Source organism: Cryobacterium sp. TMT1-3 (assembly GCF_004402315.1).
Lineage (GTDB): Bacteria > Actinomycetota > Actinomycetes > Actinomycetales > Microbacteriaceae > Cryobacterium > Cryobacterium luteum.
This window is the reverse complement of the sequence record NZ_SOFW01000003.1, coordinates 23,881-42,432: the sequence shown is the minus strand read 5'-3', so window position 1 is coordinate 42,432 and position 18,552 is coordinate 23,881. Positions and strand designations below refer to the sequence as shown.

Genomic DNA, 18,552 nt, shown 5'->3' with positions numbered 1-18,552 from the left:
GCAAAGACGGGCGGCGCCGGAGGGGCTGGCGGCGCCGAGAACGCCGGCTGCGCCGCTATCGGCGGGGCTGGCGGCGCGCTCACGTAGAACGGCGGCGGTCCGGTGGGCAGACCACTCACGACGGGCGGAGCCGGCGGCGTGGACGGTACGGGCGGAGCCGGCGGCGTGGACGGTACGGGCGGTGCCGGAGGAGCCGGAGGAGCCGCCGCCAGGAACGCCGCCGGAGGGGCCGGCGGAGCGGGCGGCATCAGGCGCGGCTCGGCCGGAGCAGCAGCCACAGCCGCAGCCCTCATCGACAGGGGCGTCATCGACAGGGGCGTCACCGGGGCAAATGGCACGTATCCGGTCGCGGCCACGCCGGGCATCCAGCCGGTGTCGACGCTCTTGCCAAAGCCGACAACGCCGGCCCAGATGGGAAAGGAGACCAGATAGAGCAGCGTGAATCCGCCGCCGTGGCCCAGACGCCGGTTCACATTGTTGACCGCCATGATGAAGACGACGAGGGCCACCAGGTTTGCTGCGGGAATGAACAGGCCGATAACCCAGAGGGCCGAATAGCGACCGAGCTCGAACAGGGTGATGGTGTTGACGATCGGCACCCAGCCCTTCCAGGCTTGTTCCCCGAGCTTCACAAAGATTCTGCCGAGGGCGATTGCCGAGAAAACGTACACGCCGAGGCTGACCAGCACGGTCACCACGATTGCCGCGATCACCGCTCCAGATGATTCATCCATTTATGCTTCGCGGCCGCTGGTGTGCGGCCGCTCCCCCATTCTGCTGGTGTCGCGCCGGTTCGAGCGCACGGTGGTCGTGACGTATCGAGAAATGCGTCGTCGAAAAGTGAAGAGTCGACCGGCATCCGCCAGCCGAGCAAAGGAGCGCAGGGAGAGGGCGGCGCGCCAGCGGTCGCGGCGCGTGCCGCTCGCGGCGAGGCCCGCCCGTTCCGCGGTGACGAGGGCCCAGAAGGCATCGCTGTCGCCGGTCCCGGGTGGCACCGGGCCGAACACGGCGCGGTCGGCGAGGTGTGCGAGCACGGTGCCGCCGACCGACCCGTACTGCGACGCGATCTCGACCCTGGTCATGCTGCCCTGGTCGGCGAGGCCGCGGTCGACGGCGGCGTCGACGTATTCGTCCCAGCCGCCGGCAAACCGCGCCGACACGTCGGCAGCGCGGTATCGGTCCCGGCGACGCTTCAGCTTGGCACCGAGAATGACCAGGAACGGCGTGCTGATCGCCAGCAAGGCGGCGAGGCTGATGCCGCCAATCTTGAGGGCCGCGAACAGCCAGGCCAGGTCGGGGCCGGTGACCTCTTCCTGTTCCTGCTGGTCTTCACCGCTGGTCGGGTTCGCTTCGGGAGCGCGCTGTTCGGTGGCGCTCTCGGCGATGACTTCGGTGTTGTACTGCGGGTCGCGCGTGGTGTCATCGATGGGCGACAGCGGGTTCTGAAACTGCGGGGTCGCCTCCACGGTGACCCAGGTGTCGTCGCCGGCGGCCACTTCGACCCAGGCCGCGAGGTTCCGCCCCGAGCAGATGCCCTGCAGGCAGGCGCTCGCCGCGCCCACGGTCCGCGCAGCACCCGCAGTGGTCGCAGCGTCGAGGGTGAAGCCGAGCACCACCCGGGACTCGAACCCCAGGTGGCGGGCGAGCAGCGCCGTCGCCACCGCAAATTGTTCGTCGTCGCCGATCGCGGCGACGAGCTGGGAATTCTCGGTGGCCGTGGTGTTGTTCTGCTTCTCGAGCAGCGCGGTGAAGAGCGTGTCGATGCGGGCGACCGAATGCCCGGAGAGGCTCGGCGAGAACTGATAGTCGCCGAGATCGGCGGTCCAGGAGTCTTCGGGCGCTGTGTCGAGGGATGGTGCGGTGAGCGCGTGGCTGAGATAGCCGCGCTCGCGCAGCCGGGTGACCAGTTCGGCCAGTCCGGCACCATCACTCGTGACCGCCTGGGCGTCGACCCAGTCGGCGAGGCTCGCGGGAATCAAAGCGTCGTCGATCGTAACGCCGGCCGGGCGGGTGAGAGCGGCGAGGGTCGTCGCCTCCGTTTGAGATTCGGAGACCATCGTGTAGCGGTCACCGTTTTCGAGGGCGTTGAGCTGAATACCCGAGGCCGTGCCGGCGTTGTAGAAGAAGCCGTCACTCAGTTCGGCGGCACGATCACCGGCAAAGCGGATGCTGGACAGCTCGCCTGCGCCCGGCATCCACACGCCGCTGTACCCGGCGATGTCGAACCTGGTCGTGACGCGCTGCGCGGTCGAGGCACGCGAGTGCGGCACCCGGGCGAAGGCCGTGATCTGGTCGCTCTCGCCCGCGGCGGGGTTCACGACCCGAAACACTTCGCCGTCGTAGTAGCTGAGCACGGCGAGGCGCACGCGCGATGCGGTGCCGGCGGCGGCTGCGTCGGCGGCGCCGGTCACCGTGAACAGTTGCTGGTCGTACCGCTCCGCACTGAAGTAGCTGCGGTACTGGCTGAGCGGGCTGATGTACTCACGCAGGTCGACAGCCGGGTCGATGCTGCTGCGCAGCACGTCGCGAGCCGGCGTCGCCCAGGTGGCCGAGAGTCCGCCGAGCGAGACACCGATGGCGAGCAGCAGCACACCGCCGGCGAGAACGCCTCGGCGCACGCGACCGCCGAGGCCGCCGGGCGTGCGCCGCACCCCGGTCGTGCGGGCGGCCAGGTCGAGCGCGTCGCTGCGGGCAAGGTGGGTGCGCCAGGCCAGAAAGCCGAAGGCGAGCAGCAGGGCGGCGAGGCCGATCAGGCTTTCCCGCGGTGCCGGCACGCTCCACCCGAGCACGGTCAGCGGAATGCTCACGGCACTCGACCCGAAGACCAGGCCAAACAGCTGCACGGCGAAGATCAGCGGCACGGCGAGGGCGAAGAGTCGGCCGCCGCGCCAGACCAGGGACAGCGCAACCGTGGTGCCGCCGAGAAACAGCAGAAAGGCCGGGGCCAGCAGGCTCTGGTAGGAGCCGACCGGCAGAGCGATGGTGACGAGCTCCTTCCAGCTGAACACCGTTGCGGTCACGAGATCGAGCAGCCCGCCGAGAATGTTCGGCACGCTGCTCAGAGCGGTCGGAACGGCGAGCGGAACACCGAGCAGCAGGTAGCCGCCGAGCACGGCCAGCAACACGGTGAACCAGGACCAGCCCCGGCGGGCGCCGAGCCAGGCGAGGGCGATGCCGGTGAGCATCGCGCCGGCCGCCATGATCAGGTAGCTCACGTCCTGGTAGATCGGCCAGGCCGCCCAGACGGCGACGAGCATCATCGCCACAACGAACAGGGCGTTGATCACGCGGGCCCGGCGGCGGTGGCTGCGGGCGCGGCGTGGTCGGCGCGGCCGAATCGTCGGCATGGCCCCGGTCACGGGGCGGCCGGCGTCGGAGGTCGGCGTTGCGGGGGCGCTCATGCGGCTTTTCGGCTCAGCAGGGAGCGAAAGTCGTCGAGCACGCCAATGGTCAGCACGCTCGTTCCGGCGAGGTCGCGAAAGCTCGGCTGCTCGGCGGGGTTGCACAAAACGGCGACGACCTGCACGTTGCCGGCAAATTTGAGGGTGAGCGCCTGCAGGCGCCGCGCGGTCATGGTCGAGCCGCAGACCACGAACGCGATCGAAATATCGGGCACCACCTGGGCGGCGAGCACGCAGACATCTTCAACGTTCATGGCGTGCGGGCTGGTCTCGATCGCGGTGAGGTCGTCGAGCAGGGTGCGGGTCGACACGACACTCAGGCTGCGCACCGAACGGATGCTGCGGCGCACGATATCGGGGATCTCCTCGCTCGCCACGACGGCGAGATCGCGACCGTCGCGAATGGCGCGCACGCCGAGCGACCCGGTGGCGCTGACCGCCATCTCGAACTCCTCCTCGGAGGCGTACTCCGCCGCGTTGAGGCTCAGCACAATGGCCAGGCGGGAGCGTCGGCTCTCTTCGAACTGCCGCACCATGAGCTTGCCGGTCTTCGCGGTGGACTTCCAGTGGATGTGCCGTTGCCCATCGCCGGGGGCATACTCGCGAATGGCGTGAAAAGAGATGTCGGAGTCGACGATGTCACTCGTGGGATTGCCCTCGAGGTCACGCACGAAACCGGCGCTCGTACTGGGAATCGACACGGTCACTGGGTGCACGAACAGGTGGTTCACGTCGGCCCAGGCCACTTCACGGCCGAGCACCCCGAGCGGGTCGCTGCGCACGGTCGTGACCGGGCCCACGTCGATGACGCCGCGGCGGTAGGCGGGCACGCGAACGTGCTCTTCGTGCACCTGGCCGGCGCGCAGAAGCGGCACGTAGACATCCGCCAGTCCTTTGCCGATGGGAACGTCAACGCGACCGGGCAGTTCGAGCCGCTTGGAGATGTTCGTCACGGTGAGGGTGCCGAGCACCTCGGAGCCGGCGACGACCCGATCGACCGGCAGCACGAAGTCCACGCTGTAGGCGCGACCGCCGGCCAGAAACGGCAGCGAGATGAGAATGAGCGCAACCGCCACACAGCCGGTCACGATCAGTTCGGTCCAGCCGAAGACCAGGCCGAGCGGCAGCAGCACGATCGCCGCTGCGACCACGACCCACCCGGCCGGTGTGACCGTCTCACCGACCCACTCAACGGATGCCTTCACACCGATTCGCACCATTCGCGCGACGCGCATCCAGAGCACCACGGCGCCCACGAGGGTCAACGTCGTTGATTTGCTCGTGCGCGTGCTGCTGTACCGGGTGTGCGTTGCAGACCTGGTCTGGGTGCTGGTGCGAGCCAGATTTGACGTCTGGGACCGCCGCGATTCGGTGTGAAAGCTCACGCCAGGTCGCTCCGACTGGGCGGTACGACGTCGAGCAGAATCTGACCGATGACGGCGCTCGCGGTGACGCCGTCGAACTCGGCCTCCGGATCGAGCACCATGCGGTGCGCGAGCACCTGCTCGGCGAGAGCCTTGACGTCGTCGGGGGTGACGAAGGTGCGGCCGTGGGCGACAGCCCAGGTCTTGGCGGCCTTGGTGAGGGCGCGGGCGCCACGCACGCTCACGCCCATGCGCACCTGACGGGCATCGCGGGTGGCCTCGACCAGACGGCCGATGTAGTCATAGACGAGGGGGTTCACGAACACGCCACGAGCGATGTCGCTCATACTCACGAGCGCCTGCGGGGTGATCACCGGGGTGAGTTCGTGCCGCACGTCGGCGGTGCCCTCAAGAATGCGAATCGTCGACGCGAGGTCGGGGTAACCGAGCGAGGCCTTCATCATGAATCGGTCGAGCTGCGCTTCGGGCAGCCGGTAGGTGCCGGCCTGCTCGATCGGGTTCTGGGTGGCGATGACGAGAAAGGGCACGCCGGTGGAGCGGGTGACGCCGTCAATGGTGACGTTACCCTCTTCCATCGCTTCGAGCAGCGCCGACTGGGTCTTCGGGCTGGCCCGGTTGATCTCGTCGGCGAGCACCACGTTGGCGAAGATCGGACCGCTGTGAAACTCGAACTCGCCGGTCTTCTGGTCGTAGACGGTGATACCGGTCACGTCGCCGGGCAGCAGGTCCGGCGTGAACTGGATGCGGGTCGAGACGCCCTGCACAGTCTGCGACATGGCGCGGGCGAGCGAGGTCTTGCCGGTGCCCGGGTAGTCCTCGAGCAGTAGGTGGCCCTCGCTGACCATCGCCGTGAAGGCGAGTTCGATCACGTGGCGCTTGCCGAGCACGACCTGCTCAACGTTGTCGACCATCATCGTGAAGGTCGCGGCAAACCAGTCTGACTGCTCCGAGGTGATTGTCATGTGTGTGGCTCTTTCAGTGGGGCGGGGCGTTACGAGGCGGGATTGCAGGGGATGGCGGTGGTCTGGGTCACGCCGGAGACCGTGGCGAGGCCCTGGGTTTGGGGCGCGGTCCAGGTGATCGTCCAGTTCACGTTTCTCGTCTGGGCTGCGTCACCGGGAACGTTGGCGCCGTCGCGATACGCCCACATGCGGCCGCCGTTCGGGTTGGGCACGTCGTACTCGGCGCGGGTGACGACGGCCGTCGCGAGACCGGTCGAGGTTGCATCGACGGCGACCTCGAGGGTGCTGCCGATCACGCACTGCGCGGTCGTCAGGCTGGCAACCGAGTACCTGACCTGCCAGGCGCGCGAAGCATCCGCTGCCGTCACCGTCGACCAGTCGCTGCACAGGCTGGCGTCATTATCGGTGCAGTACCGCGCGGTGATGCCGGGGTCGGCTCCGAAAACGGATGACCCGGTCGACTCGTCGTAGCCGTTGAAGTCGACCACGAAATCGGCGGGCACGGTGGCCTTGGCGGTCGGCATCGTCAGCCGGTACTCACCGTTGGCCGGCGCCCCCATGCCGTAGGTGTACGTTCCGTTGCCGGGGGCGGCCGGTTTCTCCCAGGTCGTGATCGAACCGGCACCGGTTTGTGTGACCCCGTAGCCGTTGGAGTAGCAGACGGTCACGAAGTACTTGGTGTGCTTGGTCAGGCCGCCGATCGCGGGGTCGTCCGATGAGCCGGCGCCCTCCGGGGTGAATCCCGCCGGGGTCAGCGTGCAGGCTGCACCCGCGGTAAGCGAAGCGACGTACAGCACCTCTGGCGGCTGAACGCTGGAATTCACGTCAAACCGGGCGTCGGTCACGGTGATCGATCGGTTCTGGGAGGTCAGCACCCCGGGCGATGTAATCAGGGGCGATCCGGCCACGAGCACCGTTTGACTCTTCGATTCCTCGGTCGGGCCGCTGCCGGCCGGTTGCACGAAACTGCTGAGGGGGGTGACGATCACGGTCTGTGCCCCCACGCCGAGCGCCAGCTGGTGCACCGTCGTTCGTCCCGCGGCGGCATCGATGACGGCGTCGCCGATGCGGTAGCGGTTCGTGGAAGGGTCGGTGTTCTCGATGGTCACGGTGACCGCACCGGTCGATGCGCTCGTGGTGCCGTCCTTGAAAACGGGTTCCGCCGAGAGTGCGCCCATGCCCGGAGTGTCGTACGACCAGGCCGTCACGCTCACCGCGGTGCGCGATTCGCCGACCGCGTTGACGGCCCTGGCCTCGTAGACCGCCTGGTCGCCGTTCGCCGTCGTGGTGATTTGACCGCAGTTACCAGAGGTATCGCAGCGGGCCACCGAGGCTCCATTGCGGTACAGGTTGAACCCCTCCAGCGCCGGGTAGGCGGCGTTGGCACCGCCGGGGCTCACCGAGAGGGTCAGCGAACGGTTGCCGTAGGCTATCTGCGCCACCGCGTTCGGCGCCTTCGGGTAGCCCTGCAGGTCCACGGTGATCGACCCGTTGCGGCTTCCGGCGCTGAGCTTGCCCTGGGCGTCGCGCACCACGAAGCTCGCCTCACAGCCCCCTCCGGCAGTGTCGCCCGACCAACTGGCTCGCACGTTCTTGGAATTCTCGACCGCGAACGACACACCCACGCAGGTGCTCGGCGCGGTGACGGAGACCAGTTCGAGCGGCGTGTTGCGGTACAGGTTGACCTCACCGGCGGTTCCGACGACCGCGATCGAGCAGCTGGAGCCCGACGACTGCGTGCAGGTCGTGGCCACGGTGCCGCCCTTGGGCAGTTCGCTCGGCGCCGGTCCCACCTTGAGCGCGAGCACCGCCGAAACCACATCGCGGTGGCTCGACAGGCTCACCGAGACGGCGGCTTCGCGGCCGGCCACGGCGTTGTCGGCGACACCGATGGTGAGGATCGCGCCGTCCTGCTGCACGGTGAACTGATCGGAGGAGAAGTCGATCGCAAAGGTCAGGGCCGGCACGTCGCCCTTGCCCTGCCACTCCACCATGTGGCTGAGGTCGTAACGAATGGCCTCGGAGCCAGGGCTCGCGGTGAGTGCCGCCGGGCGCAGTTCCGGCTGCGGGTCGAGCGGTTCGACCACGATCGGCACGACCAGCTGGGTGTAGTCCTCCTGCCCGTCGATGCGCGCCGGCACGGTGCAGGAGTCGGTCCAGGGCGCGTCAGACCCGGCCGTGTAGGTCACCGTGGTACCGGAATCGAAGGTGCAGGTTGCGTTGCCGCGCTCCCCCGACGAGCGGATGCCGGTGCGCTGCAGTTCCAGCGTGGTTCCAGCGGGAATCGATACCAGGCTGGTCAGGTCGAAGCTGACCGAGGCGTCTTCCTTCACGTTTTGCTCGAGGTTGCCCTTTTTAAGCGCGATGATGATGGCGTCCTTCGCCGGGATGCGGAGAAACCCGTAGGTGGTCACCTCGACCCCTTGAAAGTTCGGTCCGGTCAGGACGAACGGGGCGAGCAGGCCCTCGTCGGGAACATCGCCGCTGATCTTCCAGCCCGACACCTCGAGGCCGGGGTGGCTGCCCCACAGCGTGAGGGTGAGGTCAGAGACGTCACCGGAGTTCCAGGAGACCTTGTCGGTGACGACGTCGACGCCCTTCGGGAACGTGTCACGTTCGTCTAAAGCCAGGGTCGTGTCAATCACGACCGGATAGTCCGGAACGGAGGTACGCACGATCTTGACCACGATGAGTCCCTGGCCGACGTCGTCGTTGGCGTTGGTGACGGAATAGACGAAGGTGAGCAGGCCCGGCTCTTCGCCAGCCGTGAACACCACCCGGTCGTCGGTGACGGATTCGATCCGCCCGGCGAGCGCGTCGAACTCGACGGTGCCGGCCGCCGCGTCGGGGGTGACCATGCTCAGGGTCAGGTTGCCGCCACCGGGCTCGATGTCGTTGGCGGCGGGAAAGACCACCACTTGGTTGTCTGCTCCGGCCTGCACCTCGACGTAGTCGCTGAAGGTGATCGGGCTCGGGTTGGAGCGTTGGTCGAGCACGCCGATGCGCACGAGGGCGAGACCGGTGGCCCCGCCGGTGTCGCGCACGCGGTATTGAAATTCGATGGCGCCGTGATAGTCGAGGGGGCTGGAGTAGACGATGGCGTCGCCGGTGGCGTTGATCGACGCCGTTCCGCGGGCCGGCTGGGTGAGTACCCGATCGAGCACGACGTTATCACCGTCGGGGTCGGTGCCGAAGCTGTCGAACGGAATCTCGATGCTCTCCCCCGACAGCACCCGACCGTACAGGGTGTGCGGCTGGGGGGCGGTGTTATCGCCGTCGGGCAGCACCTCGACCGCGACCACGGCCGAGTCGATGAGTTCGGGTGCGCCAGCGGTGTACACGCTGTAGGTGAGTTCGTAGCTGCCCGGTTCGTCGGGGGCGAGGTAGCGCAGCTCGGCGCCGGCCGCGAAGGCGAGACCCCGGTCGCTGCGGTTCCGCACCGATTCGGCGTTGAGCAGTACGATATTGCCGTCGGGCGCCACGTCGTTGTCGAGTACCGGAATGTCGATCTGGGCGCCGACCCGCACCGAGACGCTGTCGTTTAGGGCGATCGGTGCCTGGGGAACGGATGCCGGAAGCAGGTACACCGTGGCCTCGCCGCGCACGGTGTAGAGCGGGTTCTCGGTGCCGTCCGACACGGTGTACCGCACGGTTCCGAGCTTGCCCGGCTGTTCATCGGCCGTGGAACCGCGCACCCGCAGAATGTTCTGCCCGACGACGTCGACGCTGAGGGAAGCGCCGAGCACGGTCTCGGGAATCGCTTCGCCGAGCAACAGCACGCGCCCGGCCGGGTTGGAGACGGCGGAGAAGACGTCCACACTGGTGTCGGCCTTGGGCCGCACGAAAACCGTCACCGGGGAGGTCGTGAGGGCCTGGGCATCCGCTGACACGACCGAGATGCGCACGAGCGACACGACCTCGCTGACGTCGTCGGCGATGGTGAGGCTGACCGTGTAGTTGCCGATGGCGGTCGCGGCGAAGTCGAAGGCGGTACCGTTGGCGGTGATGGCCACGGTGGAGCCCTCGGCGCTCGTCGGGATGGTGGCCGACTCGATGCGGTACAGGCCCGCAACGCCCGACACATACTCAGCCGGATTCACCGTAATGCGTTCATTCACCGAGGCGAGCAGTGCGAACGGTTCCACCGTGAGGCGCGGGGTCGGCGTGACCGTGATCGTGAGCGGTTTCTCGGTCGCGGCACCATGGATGTCCGAGACGCCCACCAGAATAGTGGCGGACTGCGCGCTCTGTTCGGCCGCGTTGGGGTGCTTGTAGACGAGTACCCCGGCCGGCGTCACACTGGCCGAACCGATGTCGGTGGTGTTGTGAGCGGATGCGACGAAAATAGGATCCCCGTCGGGATCGACCCAGCCGGGCAGCACCGGAACGGTCGCCGTGCCGCCCGGCTGCACCTCGGGGCTCGGCCACTCCTGCAGGCAGCCGTCGGTGCCACACCAGACCGGCGCTGAATTCACGTCGTCGCCGTGCACGGTGAGGGTGACTGTGGTGGACGGCGAGTTGAGGCCGTCGGTGCGGGAACCGTCGGTGATGGCGTAGTTGAAGGTGGCTGAGCCGCTGGCGCCGGGGGCGACCTGCACGGCGAGCACCTGGTTCTGGTCGGTCACGAAGACGGTGCCCCAGTCGGGGTCGAGACCGGTGACCGAATCGGGCACCACGCTGAGCACGTCGTCGTTGGCGTCGTGGTCGTTGAGCAACACCGACAGCGTAACGAGCTGGTCGACGCGCACGCCGAAGGAATCCGGCACGGCCACGGGGGCTTTCGGTTCGACGACCTCGGACGCCTCTTCCACGTCGTCCTGCCGCTGCGGTTCGTCAACGGCGGCCAGGGTCCAGTCCTGGGAACTCGGAACGAGGGCGCCGTCGGGAAGCGTCCACACCCATCCGCTTCGGGTGTCGTTGAGAATCATAAGCGATTCGTTGACGCGAAACGCCGGGGCGGCGTCACCGTTCGGCGTGACCGCGCCGTAGCTCAAGGCGGACTCGCCGGCGCTCTCGCTGAACAGCGTTCCGCCGGTGCCGGAGGCGGGCAGCCAGGCCGCGTAGCGCTCTCCGTGATACGACGTGGGGGCGGCGGGCGCACCGAGCACAGCTCCGGCGCCCCCGTTTAGCGCAGTGTCCCCGACCAACTCGGTGCGAGCGCCGTCGGCGAGGGCGAAGGCTGCCAGGCCGGTCTGGTCGGCGATGAGCACGTCGTCATCATCGGTACTGGGGCGTTGCAGCAGGGCCAGTTCGCTCAGGTTCGTCTCGATGGGTTCGTTCCGGCCGGCCAGCCACAGTTGCTCGCCGCTCACGCTGAGCACCGCCCAGGTGTCACCGACGACGGTCAGCTGGCTTCCGGCATCGGCCGGACCGTCGGTGACGGCGTCTTCACCCACCACCTCGTCGTCGTCGATGGAATAGCGGAGCACGCTTTCGGCCCCGCTCGAATAGCTGTACAGCACCCCATCCGGCGTGATCGCAATGGAATCGGAGCGGTAAACGCGGGGAGTCTCACCCGGAACGACCTCATCGTTGGCGTAGGGGTTCACCGGGCGGGGCTCGGCAGCATCACCGGCACCGCCGACAGCGCCGGCGAAGACTGTTCCCGCGCTCGTGAGGTAGCCGACCCAGGAGCCCGACGACACGATGGTTCGGGTGCCGGCCGGCGTGCTGTCGTAGTCGGCCGCGTCGTCACCGAGGTCGATCGGAGCCGCGAGGCTCACGTCGACGACTTTTTCGTTGTTCTGGGCGTAGAGCAGCACGGTGGTATCGGTCTGTACCAGTTCGCTCGGTGCCGGCACCGTCTTCACCGTGTCGACTTCACCGAGGTCGGTGTTGATACGGGCGTAGCGGTTGCCCTCGCCGCTCTGCAAAGCCCAGATCGAACTGGCATTGACCGGCGTCTGCTTCACGTCGAAACCGTCGACGACGATGGCCACCGTGGCCAGCAGCGCGCCGATCGCGGCGACCGCAATGATGCGAACGACGCCGAGGCGCGCCTTCAAGAGCAGCGGCAGGTGCCGACGCCTGCGTTCGCCGCCCATCAAAACACCCCGGCGAGCGCGAGCGCACCGACGGTGGCACCGATTCCGACAACGACCGCGCCAGTGAGGAGCAGGCTGAGTGTGAGCGGGGTGAACCGCGTGCGCTCGGCGCCGCCGCCCGGCATGGTGCCCTCGCGGGTTTGCGAGACTGGGCGCCGCGCGCTGCGCCGCGGTCCGGGGCGCAACGTGGGCATCATCACGTCGGAGATGATCGCCCCGCGCGACTCCTGGTTGTTGAAGTCAACCGGTGCGCCAGCGGATGCCCACGCTTCGTCCGCCACTTCGAGCGCGGTGAGGGGCAGCCCGAGGTCTCGTTCCACGCGCTGCAGGTCGTGGGCGCACTCGAGCAGGCTCGTCTGGCGGGCAGCGGGGTCGCGACTCATCATGCGGGCGAGGGCGTTCTCGAGGGAGGCGGGAACATCCGCTCGCCCGATGTTGGTGTACCTGGCACGGTTGATGCGCTGCTTCAGCTGGGTGCGCGACCCATTGGAACCGGCGGGCAGTTCGAACGGAGCCCGGTCGGCCAGAAGCGAGTAGATGGTAGCGCCGAAGGACCAAACCTCGGTAGCGATCGTGCCGGTGGTACGTTCGTCGACCACTTCGGGTGCGCTCCAGGGCAGCGACATGGCGAACAGTTCGCTCTGGGCACCGCCGGCGAGCGAGGCGGCAATACCGAAGTCGCCAAGCACCGGCCCGCCGAAGGTGGTGGTGAGAATGTTCGAGGGTTTGATGTCGCGGTGCAGCACCTTGGAACGATGGGCCGTCTCGAGGGCGCAGGCGATTCGCACGGCCACAGCGAGCACGGTCGCCACGGGCAGCGGCTCCGCACGCTCGCGGGCCGAGTACGAGCCGGGACAGAATTCCATGACGAGGTACGGGCGGCCATCGGCTGAGATGCTCGCGTTGTACACGGTGAGAATCGCGGGGTGCGAGCTGAGCCGCGCCATGACGTCCGCTTCGGCGTTGAAGGAGCGCAGCACGTCATCGTCGACGATGTCCTGCAGCAGAACCTTGACCGCCACCGAGCGGCGCGGCATGTTCTGCTCGAACAGAAAAACATCGGCGAATCCGCCGGTACCGAGGGGACGCACGTAGGTGTAGCCCGACAAAACGGGCGGAGCGGAAGGAAGCCGTCTGCCCATTGTTCCCCCGACCTGCATTGTTTCTCTATTGCGTTTGATTACCCCACGCAAAGACTCAGCTGGTCTCGAGCTCAAGCCTAACAATGGCACCCGACCCCGTCACCCACTCGGGGCTATGGTACACCCCCAAAATGGGGGTGTCTGTTGTGATGATTGTTGAGGCTGCCGAACGGAACGGTACCGGCAGAAACGTGAGCATTCATGTTGCTTCGGGGGTGGTCGTCGACATAACCTTAAGCATCGTTCGGCACCGAGCCCTTCGGAACTGAAGGGCTCCCCCCATGCTGCAAATAGCACGACTGGCTGTCTCCGTTGTTGGAGCGACCACCGTGATCGTGATCGTCGGCTGGTACACCGGCATGATGGTGCTCACCAAACTTCCCGGCTTTGCGTCAATGAAGCCGACCACCGCTGTGATTTTGTTGTTACTCGCGGTGGGGCTGCTCCTCATCGATAAGCAGCGGGTTGCTGTCACGATCGGCACCGTGGTGGCGCTTCTCGGCACCCTGACCCTGGTAGAAGTGCTGATGGGCAGGTCGATCGGTATCGACACCATTCTGATGGGCATCAGACCCGGCACCGGTTCGCTCCTTATGGCCCCCGCCACGGCGCTCGTCGGGCTTCTCCTTGGCTGTTCGCTGGCGACCAGTGGCCTGGCCCGCACCTGGCTGTCCCCCGCTTTCGCGCTTCTGGCGTTGTGCGGAGGCCAGATCGCTTTTTTGGGGTATCTCTATGGGGCGTCGTCGTTGTACGCGTTCGGCAGTTTCGCCGCCATGGCCCCGCAGACCTTCGTCTGCACGATCGTTCTGGGTTCCGTGCTCCTACTGCACCGCTACGAAAGCAGCCCCGCCGGACTGCTCGCGGATCGCGGCAGTGCCGGAACTCTGCTGCGCTGGACTATCCCCTTTTTCATCATCGGCCCGCTGGTGCTCGGACTGGTACGCCTCTGGGGGCAGCAGGCGAACCTGTACGACACCAAATTCGGGGTGGTGTTGCTCGTCATCACCATGACGGTGCTGGGTTGCACCGTCAGTTGGGTCGCAGCGGCACGACTGCGCGACCTCGACCGCCTGCGCGACCACGCGACCGTCGAACTTGCCCAATCGATCGCCGGTCTCGAATCGGCGGTGACGGAGCGTACCGCCGAGCTGGCCGACACCGCCCTGCAGCTGAACGCACTCGTGCGGCTCGCCCCCGTTGGCATCGTGGAGCTCGACCCGACCGGCGCTCTGCTGACAGCGAATGACCAGTGGCTGGCCCTCAGCGGCCTGCGCCTCGTCCAGTCCCTCGGGTCTGGCTGGGCGGCCGCGATCCACCCCGACGACCTGGAGCGGGTGACCAGCGAGTGGGCGGCGCATGCCGCCGCCGGCACCGCGTACCAGACGTCGGTGCGCTTTCGCACGCCCAAGGGTCGCATCAACTGGGTGCAGGTGCACACGTCGCCGACCGATTCAGACGGGGTGGTGGTCGGGCATGTGGCGGCCGTCACCGACGTGACCGCTCTGCGCGTGGCCGAGCACGAGGCATCCGCTGCCCGCGCCCGTTTCGAGGCAGCCTTCGAATCGTCTCCCCTCGGAACGGCCATCGTCACCCTCGACGGGTACGTCGTCGAGGGCAATCGACGCCTGTTCGAGCTCGCGGGACCGGCAGGAAAGGTGCTGAACCGGCCCATCGAGAACATTTTTCAACCGACGATTTCAGCGGATGAAAGTCACCCCGTCACCCCGCCGGCTCGCCCCCAGTCACACCAGTCGTCCGAGCGCCAGCTGCGCGGTAGCCACGCGCAGGAGATCACCGTCAACGTCAGCGTCGCCGAGATTCACGAGGACGCGCGGGTGACCGGGCTGCTCTACCAGCTCGAAGACATCACGGCCCGGCTAGTGGCCGAAGCACGGGTGGAGCACCAGGCTTTCCACGATTCCCTGACCGATCTGCCCAACCGGCTGCTGCTGCTCGGCCGTCTCGACGACGCCCTGCACGCGGCTACGCAGAGCGGGCGCGGTGTCGGGGTACTTTTTCTCGATCTGGACGGCTTCAAGGCCGTGAACGACACGCTCGGCCACCAGGCCGGAGACGCCGTTCTCGTTGAAGTCGCCGCTCGTCTGGTGGGCGGCGCCCGCGCCAATGACACCGTGGCCCGCATCGGCGGCGATGAATTCGTCGTGCTCTGCCCCGACATCGCTTCGACCGCTGAGGTGGCCGTCATCGCCGAACGTCTGCAGCAGTCGCTCGTGCAACCGATCCGTGTTGGCACGGCGACCGCATCGATCGACGCGAGCATCGGAATCGCGTTCGGCAGTGGCTCGTCCGATCCCGAATCGCTGTTGAGTGACGCCGACCAGGCCATGTACCTGGTCAAGAATCAGGGTCACGGTGCGGTTGAAGTCGGCGGCGAACGCGTTCGCGCGGTCACGTCAAACCGGCTGGAGACCGAGATGGCCCTGCGCGAGGCCGTCGGCCGCGGCGAGATCGAGACCTGGTATCAGCCCATCGTCGACCTCCAAAACGGCGGGGCGGCCACGGTCGTCGCGACCGAGGCCCTGGCGCGCTGGCGACGCCCGGCCACCGGAATCATGATGCCGGGCGACTTCATCGCCCTCGCCGAAGAGTCCGGCCTCATCGCCGACATCGGCCAGGCGGTGCTCAACCAGGCCTGCCTCGCGGCAACGGGGCTCGACCGGGTGACCGTCAGCGTCAATGTCTCGGCCCGCCAGTTCACCCGCGACGATTTCAGTGACGTGGTGCGGCAGGCCCTGCGCGTGTCCGGGCTTCCGCCGGAGCAGCTTTGCCTGGAGCTGACTGAAAGCTCCCTCCTCGACGCCATCGGCACGGCCGCCGCGACGTTCGCCGAGCTGCGACAGCTCGGCGTGCGCCTCGCCATCGACGATTTCGGCACCGGCTATTCCTCGTTCACGCACCTGCGGGCTTTCACCTTCGACCTGCTCAAGATCGACATGACCTTCATTCAAGGCATCGAAGAATCGGGCCGCGACCGCGGAGTGGTCGAGGGAATTCTGCGGCTGGCTGACGTGCTGCACCTCGACGTGATCGCCGAGGGAATCGAGACCGCCGGTCAGCGCGACCTGCTGCGCGAGATGGGCTGCCGCTACGGTCAGGGCTATTACTTCTCCCGTCCCTCGCCGGCGGCGCAGCCCACCCTGGTCGCGCACCCGTGAGATCGCCCGAACTCAGTCCGTGTTGAGCAGCACGTAGACGATCCCCGCGATCTGGCCCGTCACCTGGTCGGGAACGTCGGCGCTCGGGGTGCCCGAGCTGAACGAGGTCACCGTCATCAGACGCTGACCGTTGTGCAGGCCGTCGAGAAATTGCAGTACGGCGTCGAGACTTCCCGTCACCGAGATCGTGACCGGCACGGCGACGAAATTGTCTGTGGTCACCAGTGGGCTCGGCGCGGCGGAGGCCGCATCCGCAGCCTCCGGCACCGTCGTGTCGGGCGTCGCGTCGGGCACCGTGGTGTCCGGTGCTGACGTGTCGGGCACGATCGGCGCATAGGGCAGTGCGTCGGCCGAGGAGAATTCGGTCAGGGTGACCGAGGTGCGGGCGGCGATCGCGTCGAGCTGACCGACAAAGGTGGGAAGCGCTGCCCCCTCCGGAATCGCCTCCCGAAGCACCGCGAGCTCGTCCTGCACCGTCTCGAGGCCGTCGAATTCGCGCTGCAGGGCAGCGAGCTGCAATTCGTAGACGTCGTTCTGCGCCAGCGCCGCGGTGCGCGTCGCGCGTGACGCGCTCAACTCCTCGAGTTTGGGTGAGATACCGAACGTGAATCCGGCCGAGACGACGAGCACGATGACGAGTATCGCCCCCACCAGCCACCATCTGGTCATCGTCACTGGGTCACCTCGGCTTCTGCGAATCGGTTGGAGAATGCCTCGGCGTTGACGTGCAGGGTGAGGCTCACCTCGTACCCGCCGGAGTCGAGCAGCGCCACCCGGTTCGGTGCGCTGTCCGCGTAGCCGGGCAGGGTCGCCATGGCGTCGAGCCAGTCCGGAACGCTCGGCAGGGTCGGGCTGGTCAGCGTGAGACTAACGGTGGCCACGCGCCTCGGCTGCAGCGGCGCGGTCGACTGCCCGTACGGCGCCCACGGCGAACCCGCGTCGAGCACCACGGCACTGATCACGACGTCGCCGGGCAGGCGCGTGCGTATCTGCTCCAGGTAATCGGTCCAGTTGATATCAACGGATGCCGCCAGGCGGCGCGCCGCGACCGTCGCGTCGACCTCCTCCTGCGCCCGGCGCACCTCCACGTACTCACCCTGCGCGGCGAGGAGTTCGGCCGTGCGGGCCTCGACGACGGCGAGGCTGGCCTCGCTGCGCTGCGCTTCCCAGAAGACGGCCGCGACGCCTCCGGCCGTGACGAACACGACCGCGACGACCGCGACGGCGAGTGCGCGGCGCAGCCGGCCTCCCTTCTGCTCGGCCGTGACTTCGGGCGGCAGCAGGTCGACCCGGGGTTCGCCGCCGATGACCGGGTCGTGCAGGGACTTCGCGGCGCTCATGCTGTTCGTCCGAGCGCGAGACCGAGTGCAACGAGATAGTCACCGCGGGAATTGACCAGCCGCTCGGCGTCGACGCCTTTGCCCACGGCGAGACCGCCGGTCGGGTTCGGCGGTACGACCGGCAGGCGGGTGAGGTCGGCGAGTTGGGCGGCGAACCCGCCCAGCCGGGCTCCGCCGCCGGTGAGGACGATGCGGGTGACGGGCAGGTCGCTGCGGGTGTGGATGAAATAGTTCACGGTGTTGCGCAGGCTCGCCAACAACTCGCTCACTCCCTCGTGAATGACGAGCGCAGCGGTCGCAGCGGCGCCGTCGGCAGCGGTATCGACCGACCCGCCGGCATCCACTGTGCTGGCCGTGAGCGGCCCGCCGAGGCCGATTCCCGACGCGCGTTTGAGGGCTTCCGCCTGATCGGCGGGCAGGTCGAGGTGCGCGGTCAGGGCCTGGGTGAGGTCGTCACCGCCGGCCGGAATGAGCCGCACGAACTGGGGCACACCGGCCGCCGTGATCACGACACTCGTCGTGCCGGCGCCGACGTCGATCTGCGCGACGACGTCGTCGGTGGGACCGCCGCGACGAATGGCCCGGCTGAGGGCGAACGGAATGAGGTCGACCGCCACCGGGTTGAGACCGGCCAGCTGCACCGCGCGAACGTTGCGCAACACGACATCTTTCACCGCGGCGATGAGCAGTCCATTGAGCTGCGGCCCCGACTGGCCGTCACCGGGCATCGCCTTGATCGGGTAGAAGTCCAGCAGGGCCTCGGACACCGGAACGGAGAGCAGGTCCTGCACCTGGAACGGCAATGCTTCGCGGATGCTGCGCATCGGTTGCGCAGGCACGGTCAGGTCGCGAGCAACCACCCGGTGATTGCCCATGCCGATGACCACATTCTTGCTGGTGAACTTGCCGCCGGCCCATAACCGTTTCAGCTGGGAAGCCACCGTGTTGGGCTCGAGAACTTCGCCGCGCCCCACGGCACCGTCGGGCAACGCCTCCTCATGAAAGCGCACGATTGTTGGTTGCTCCCGGCTGGCGTCGGCCAGTTCAACCGCGCGCAACGAGGCCCGGCCGATGTCGATGCCGACAACGTGGCGCGTCATAG

General features: G+C 67.6%; 10 protein-coding genes. 1 reads left to right on the top strand and 9 read right to left on the bottom strand.

Translation table 11 applies throughout. From position 1 onward, the window contains the following. The 6 genes from E3O25_RS16825 to E3O25_RS00220 all read right to left on the bottom strand — a co-directional run. Nucleotides 1–734 (bottom strand): DUF5684 domain-containing protein (locus tag E3O25_RS16825; protein ID WP_241988457.1); only part of this gene is annotated, 734 nt, incomplete at its 3' end. Then, nucleotides 735–3,401 carry a transglutaminase-like domain-containing protein gene (locus E3O25_RS00240; protein ID WP_134360177.1) on the bottom strand — a complete coding sequence of 889 codons (2,667 nt, stop codon included), beginning with the start codon at nucleotides 3,399–3,401 and terminating at the stop codon, nucleotides 735–737. Further along, nucleotides 3,398–4,786: a DUF58 domain-containing protein gene (locus tag E3O25_RS00235; RefSeq protein WP_092107167.1), complete on the bottom strand. Its 1,389-nt coding sequence runs from the start codon at nucleotides 4,784–4,786 to the stop codon at nucleotides 3,398–3,400. The genes E3O25_RS00240 and E3O25_RS00235 overlap by 4 nt, the downstream gene beginning before the upstream one ends. After that, nucleotides 4,783–5,748 (bottom strand): MoxR family ATPase, encoded by a 966-nt coding sequence (locus E3O25_RS00230; protein WP_092107165.1) that lies wholly within the window; start codon nucleotides 5,746–5,748, stop codon nucleotides 4,783–4,785. The genes E3O25_RS00235 and E3O25_RS00230 overlap by 4 nt, the downstream gene beginning before the upstream one ends. A 29-nt stretch (nucleotides 5,749–5,777) precedes the next feature. Beyond that, entirely contained in the window at nucleotides 5,778–11,792 is a 6,015-nt protein-coding gene (locus tag E3O25_RS00225; RefSeq protein WP_134360176.1) for an Ig-like domain-containing protein, read from the bottom strand. Further along, nucleotides 11,792–12,934 carry a serine/threonine-protein kinase gene (locus E3O25_RS00220; protein WP_134360175.1) on the bottom strand — a complete coding sequence of 381 codons (1,143 nt, stop codon included), beginning with the start codon at nucleotides 12,932–12,934 and terminating at the stop codon, nucleotides 11,792–11,794. Before E3O25_RS00220 ends, E3O25_RS00225 begins: the two co-directional genes overlap by 1 nt. 281 nt (nucleotides 12,935–13,215) lie before the next feature. On the opposite strand from E3O25_RS00220, the gene E3O25_RS00215 reads away from it, so the two are divergent. Beyond that, nucleotides 13,216–16,110, top strand: coding sequence for a bifunctional diguanylate cyclase/phosphodiesterase (locus E3O25_RS00215; RefSeq protein WP_134360174.1), 2,895 nt, complete (start codon nucleotides 13,216–13,218; stop codon nucleotides 16,108–16,110). 12 nt (nucleotides 16,111–16,122) lie between these two features. Here E3O25_RS00215 and E3O25_RS00210 read toward each other — a convergent pair whose 3' ends face one another. From E3O25_RS00210 to pilM, 3 genes are read right to left on the bottom strand one after another with little or no spacing between them, the layout of a single operon-like run. Further along, complete coding sequence (locus E3O25_RS00210; RefSeq protein ID WP_134360173.1) at nucleotides 16,123–16,785, bottom strand: hypothetical protein; 663 nt, start codon at nucleotides 16,783–16,785, stop codon at nucleotides 16,123–16,125. Then, the gene (locus E3O25_RS00205) at nucleotides 16,782–17,450 is read right to left on the bottom strand and encodes a hypothetical protein (protein WP_092107155.1); all 669 of its coding nucleotides are present in this window, start codon (nucleotides 17,448–17,450) and stop codon (nucleotides 16,782–16,784) included. Before E3O25_RS00205 ends, E3O25_RS00210 begins: the two co-directional genes overlap by 4 nt. Beyond that, the gene (gene pilM / locus E3O25_RS00200; protein ID WP_092107153.1) at nucleotides 17,447–18,550 is read right to left on the bottom strand and encodes a type IV pilus assembly protein PilM; all 1,104 of its coding nucleotides are present in this window, start codon (nucleotides 18,548–18,550) and stop codon (nucleotides 17,447–17,449) included. The genes E3O25_RS00205 and pilM overlap by 4 nt, the downstream gene beginning before the upstream one ends. Nucleotides 18,551–18,552: the final 2 nt, after the last annotated feature.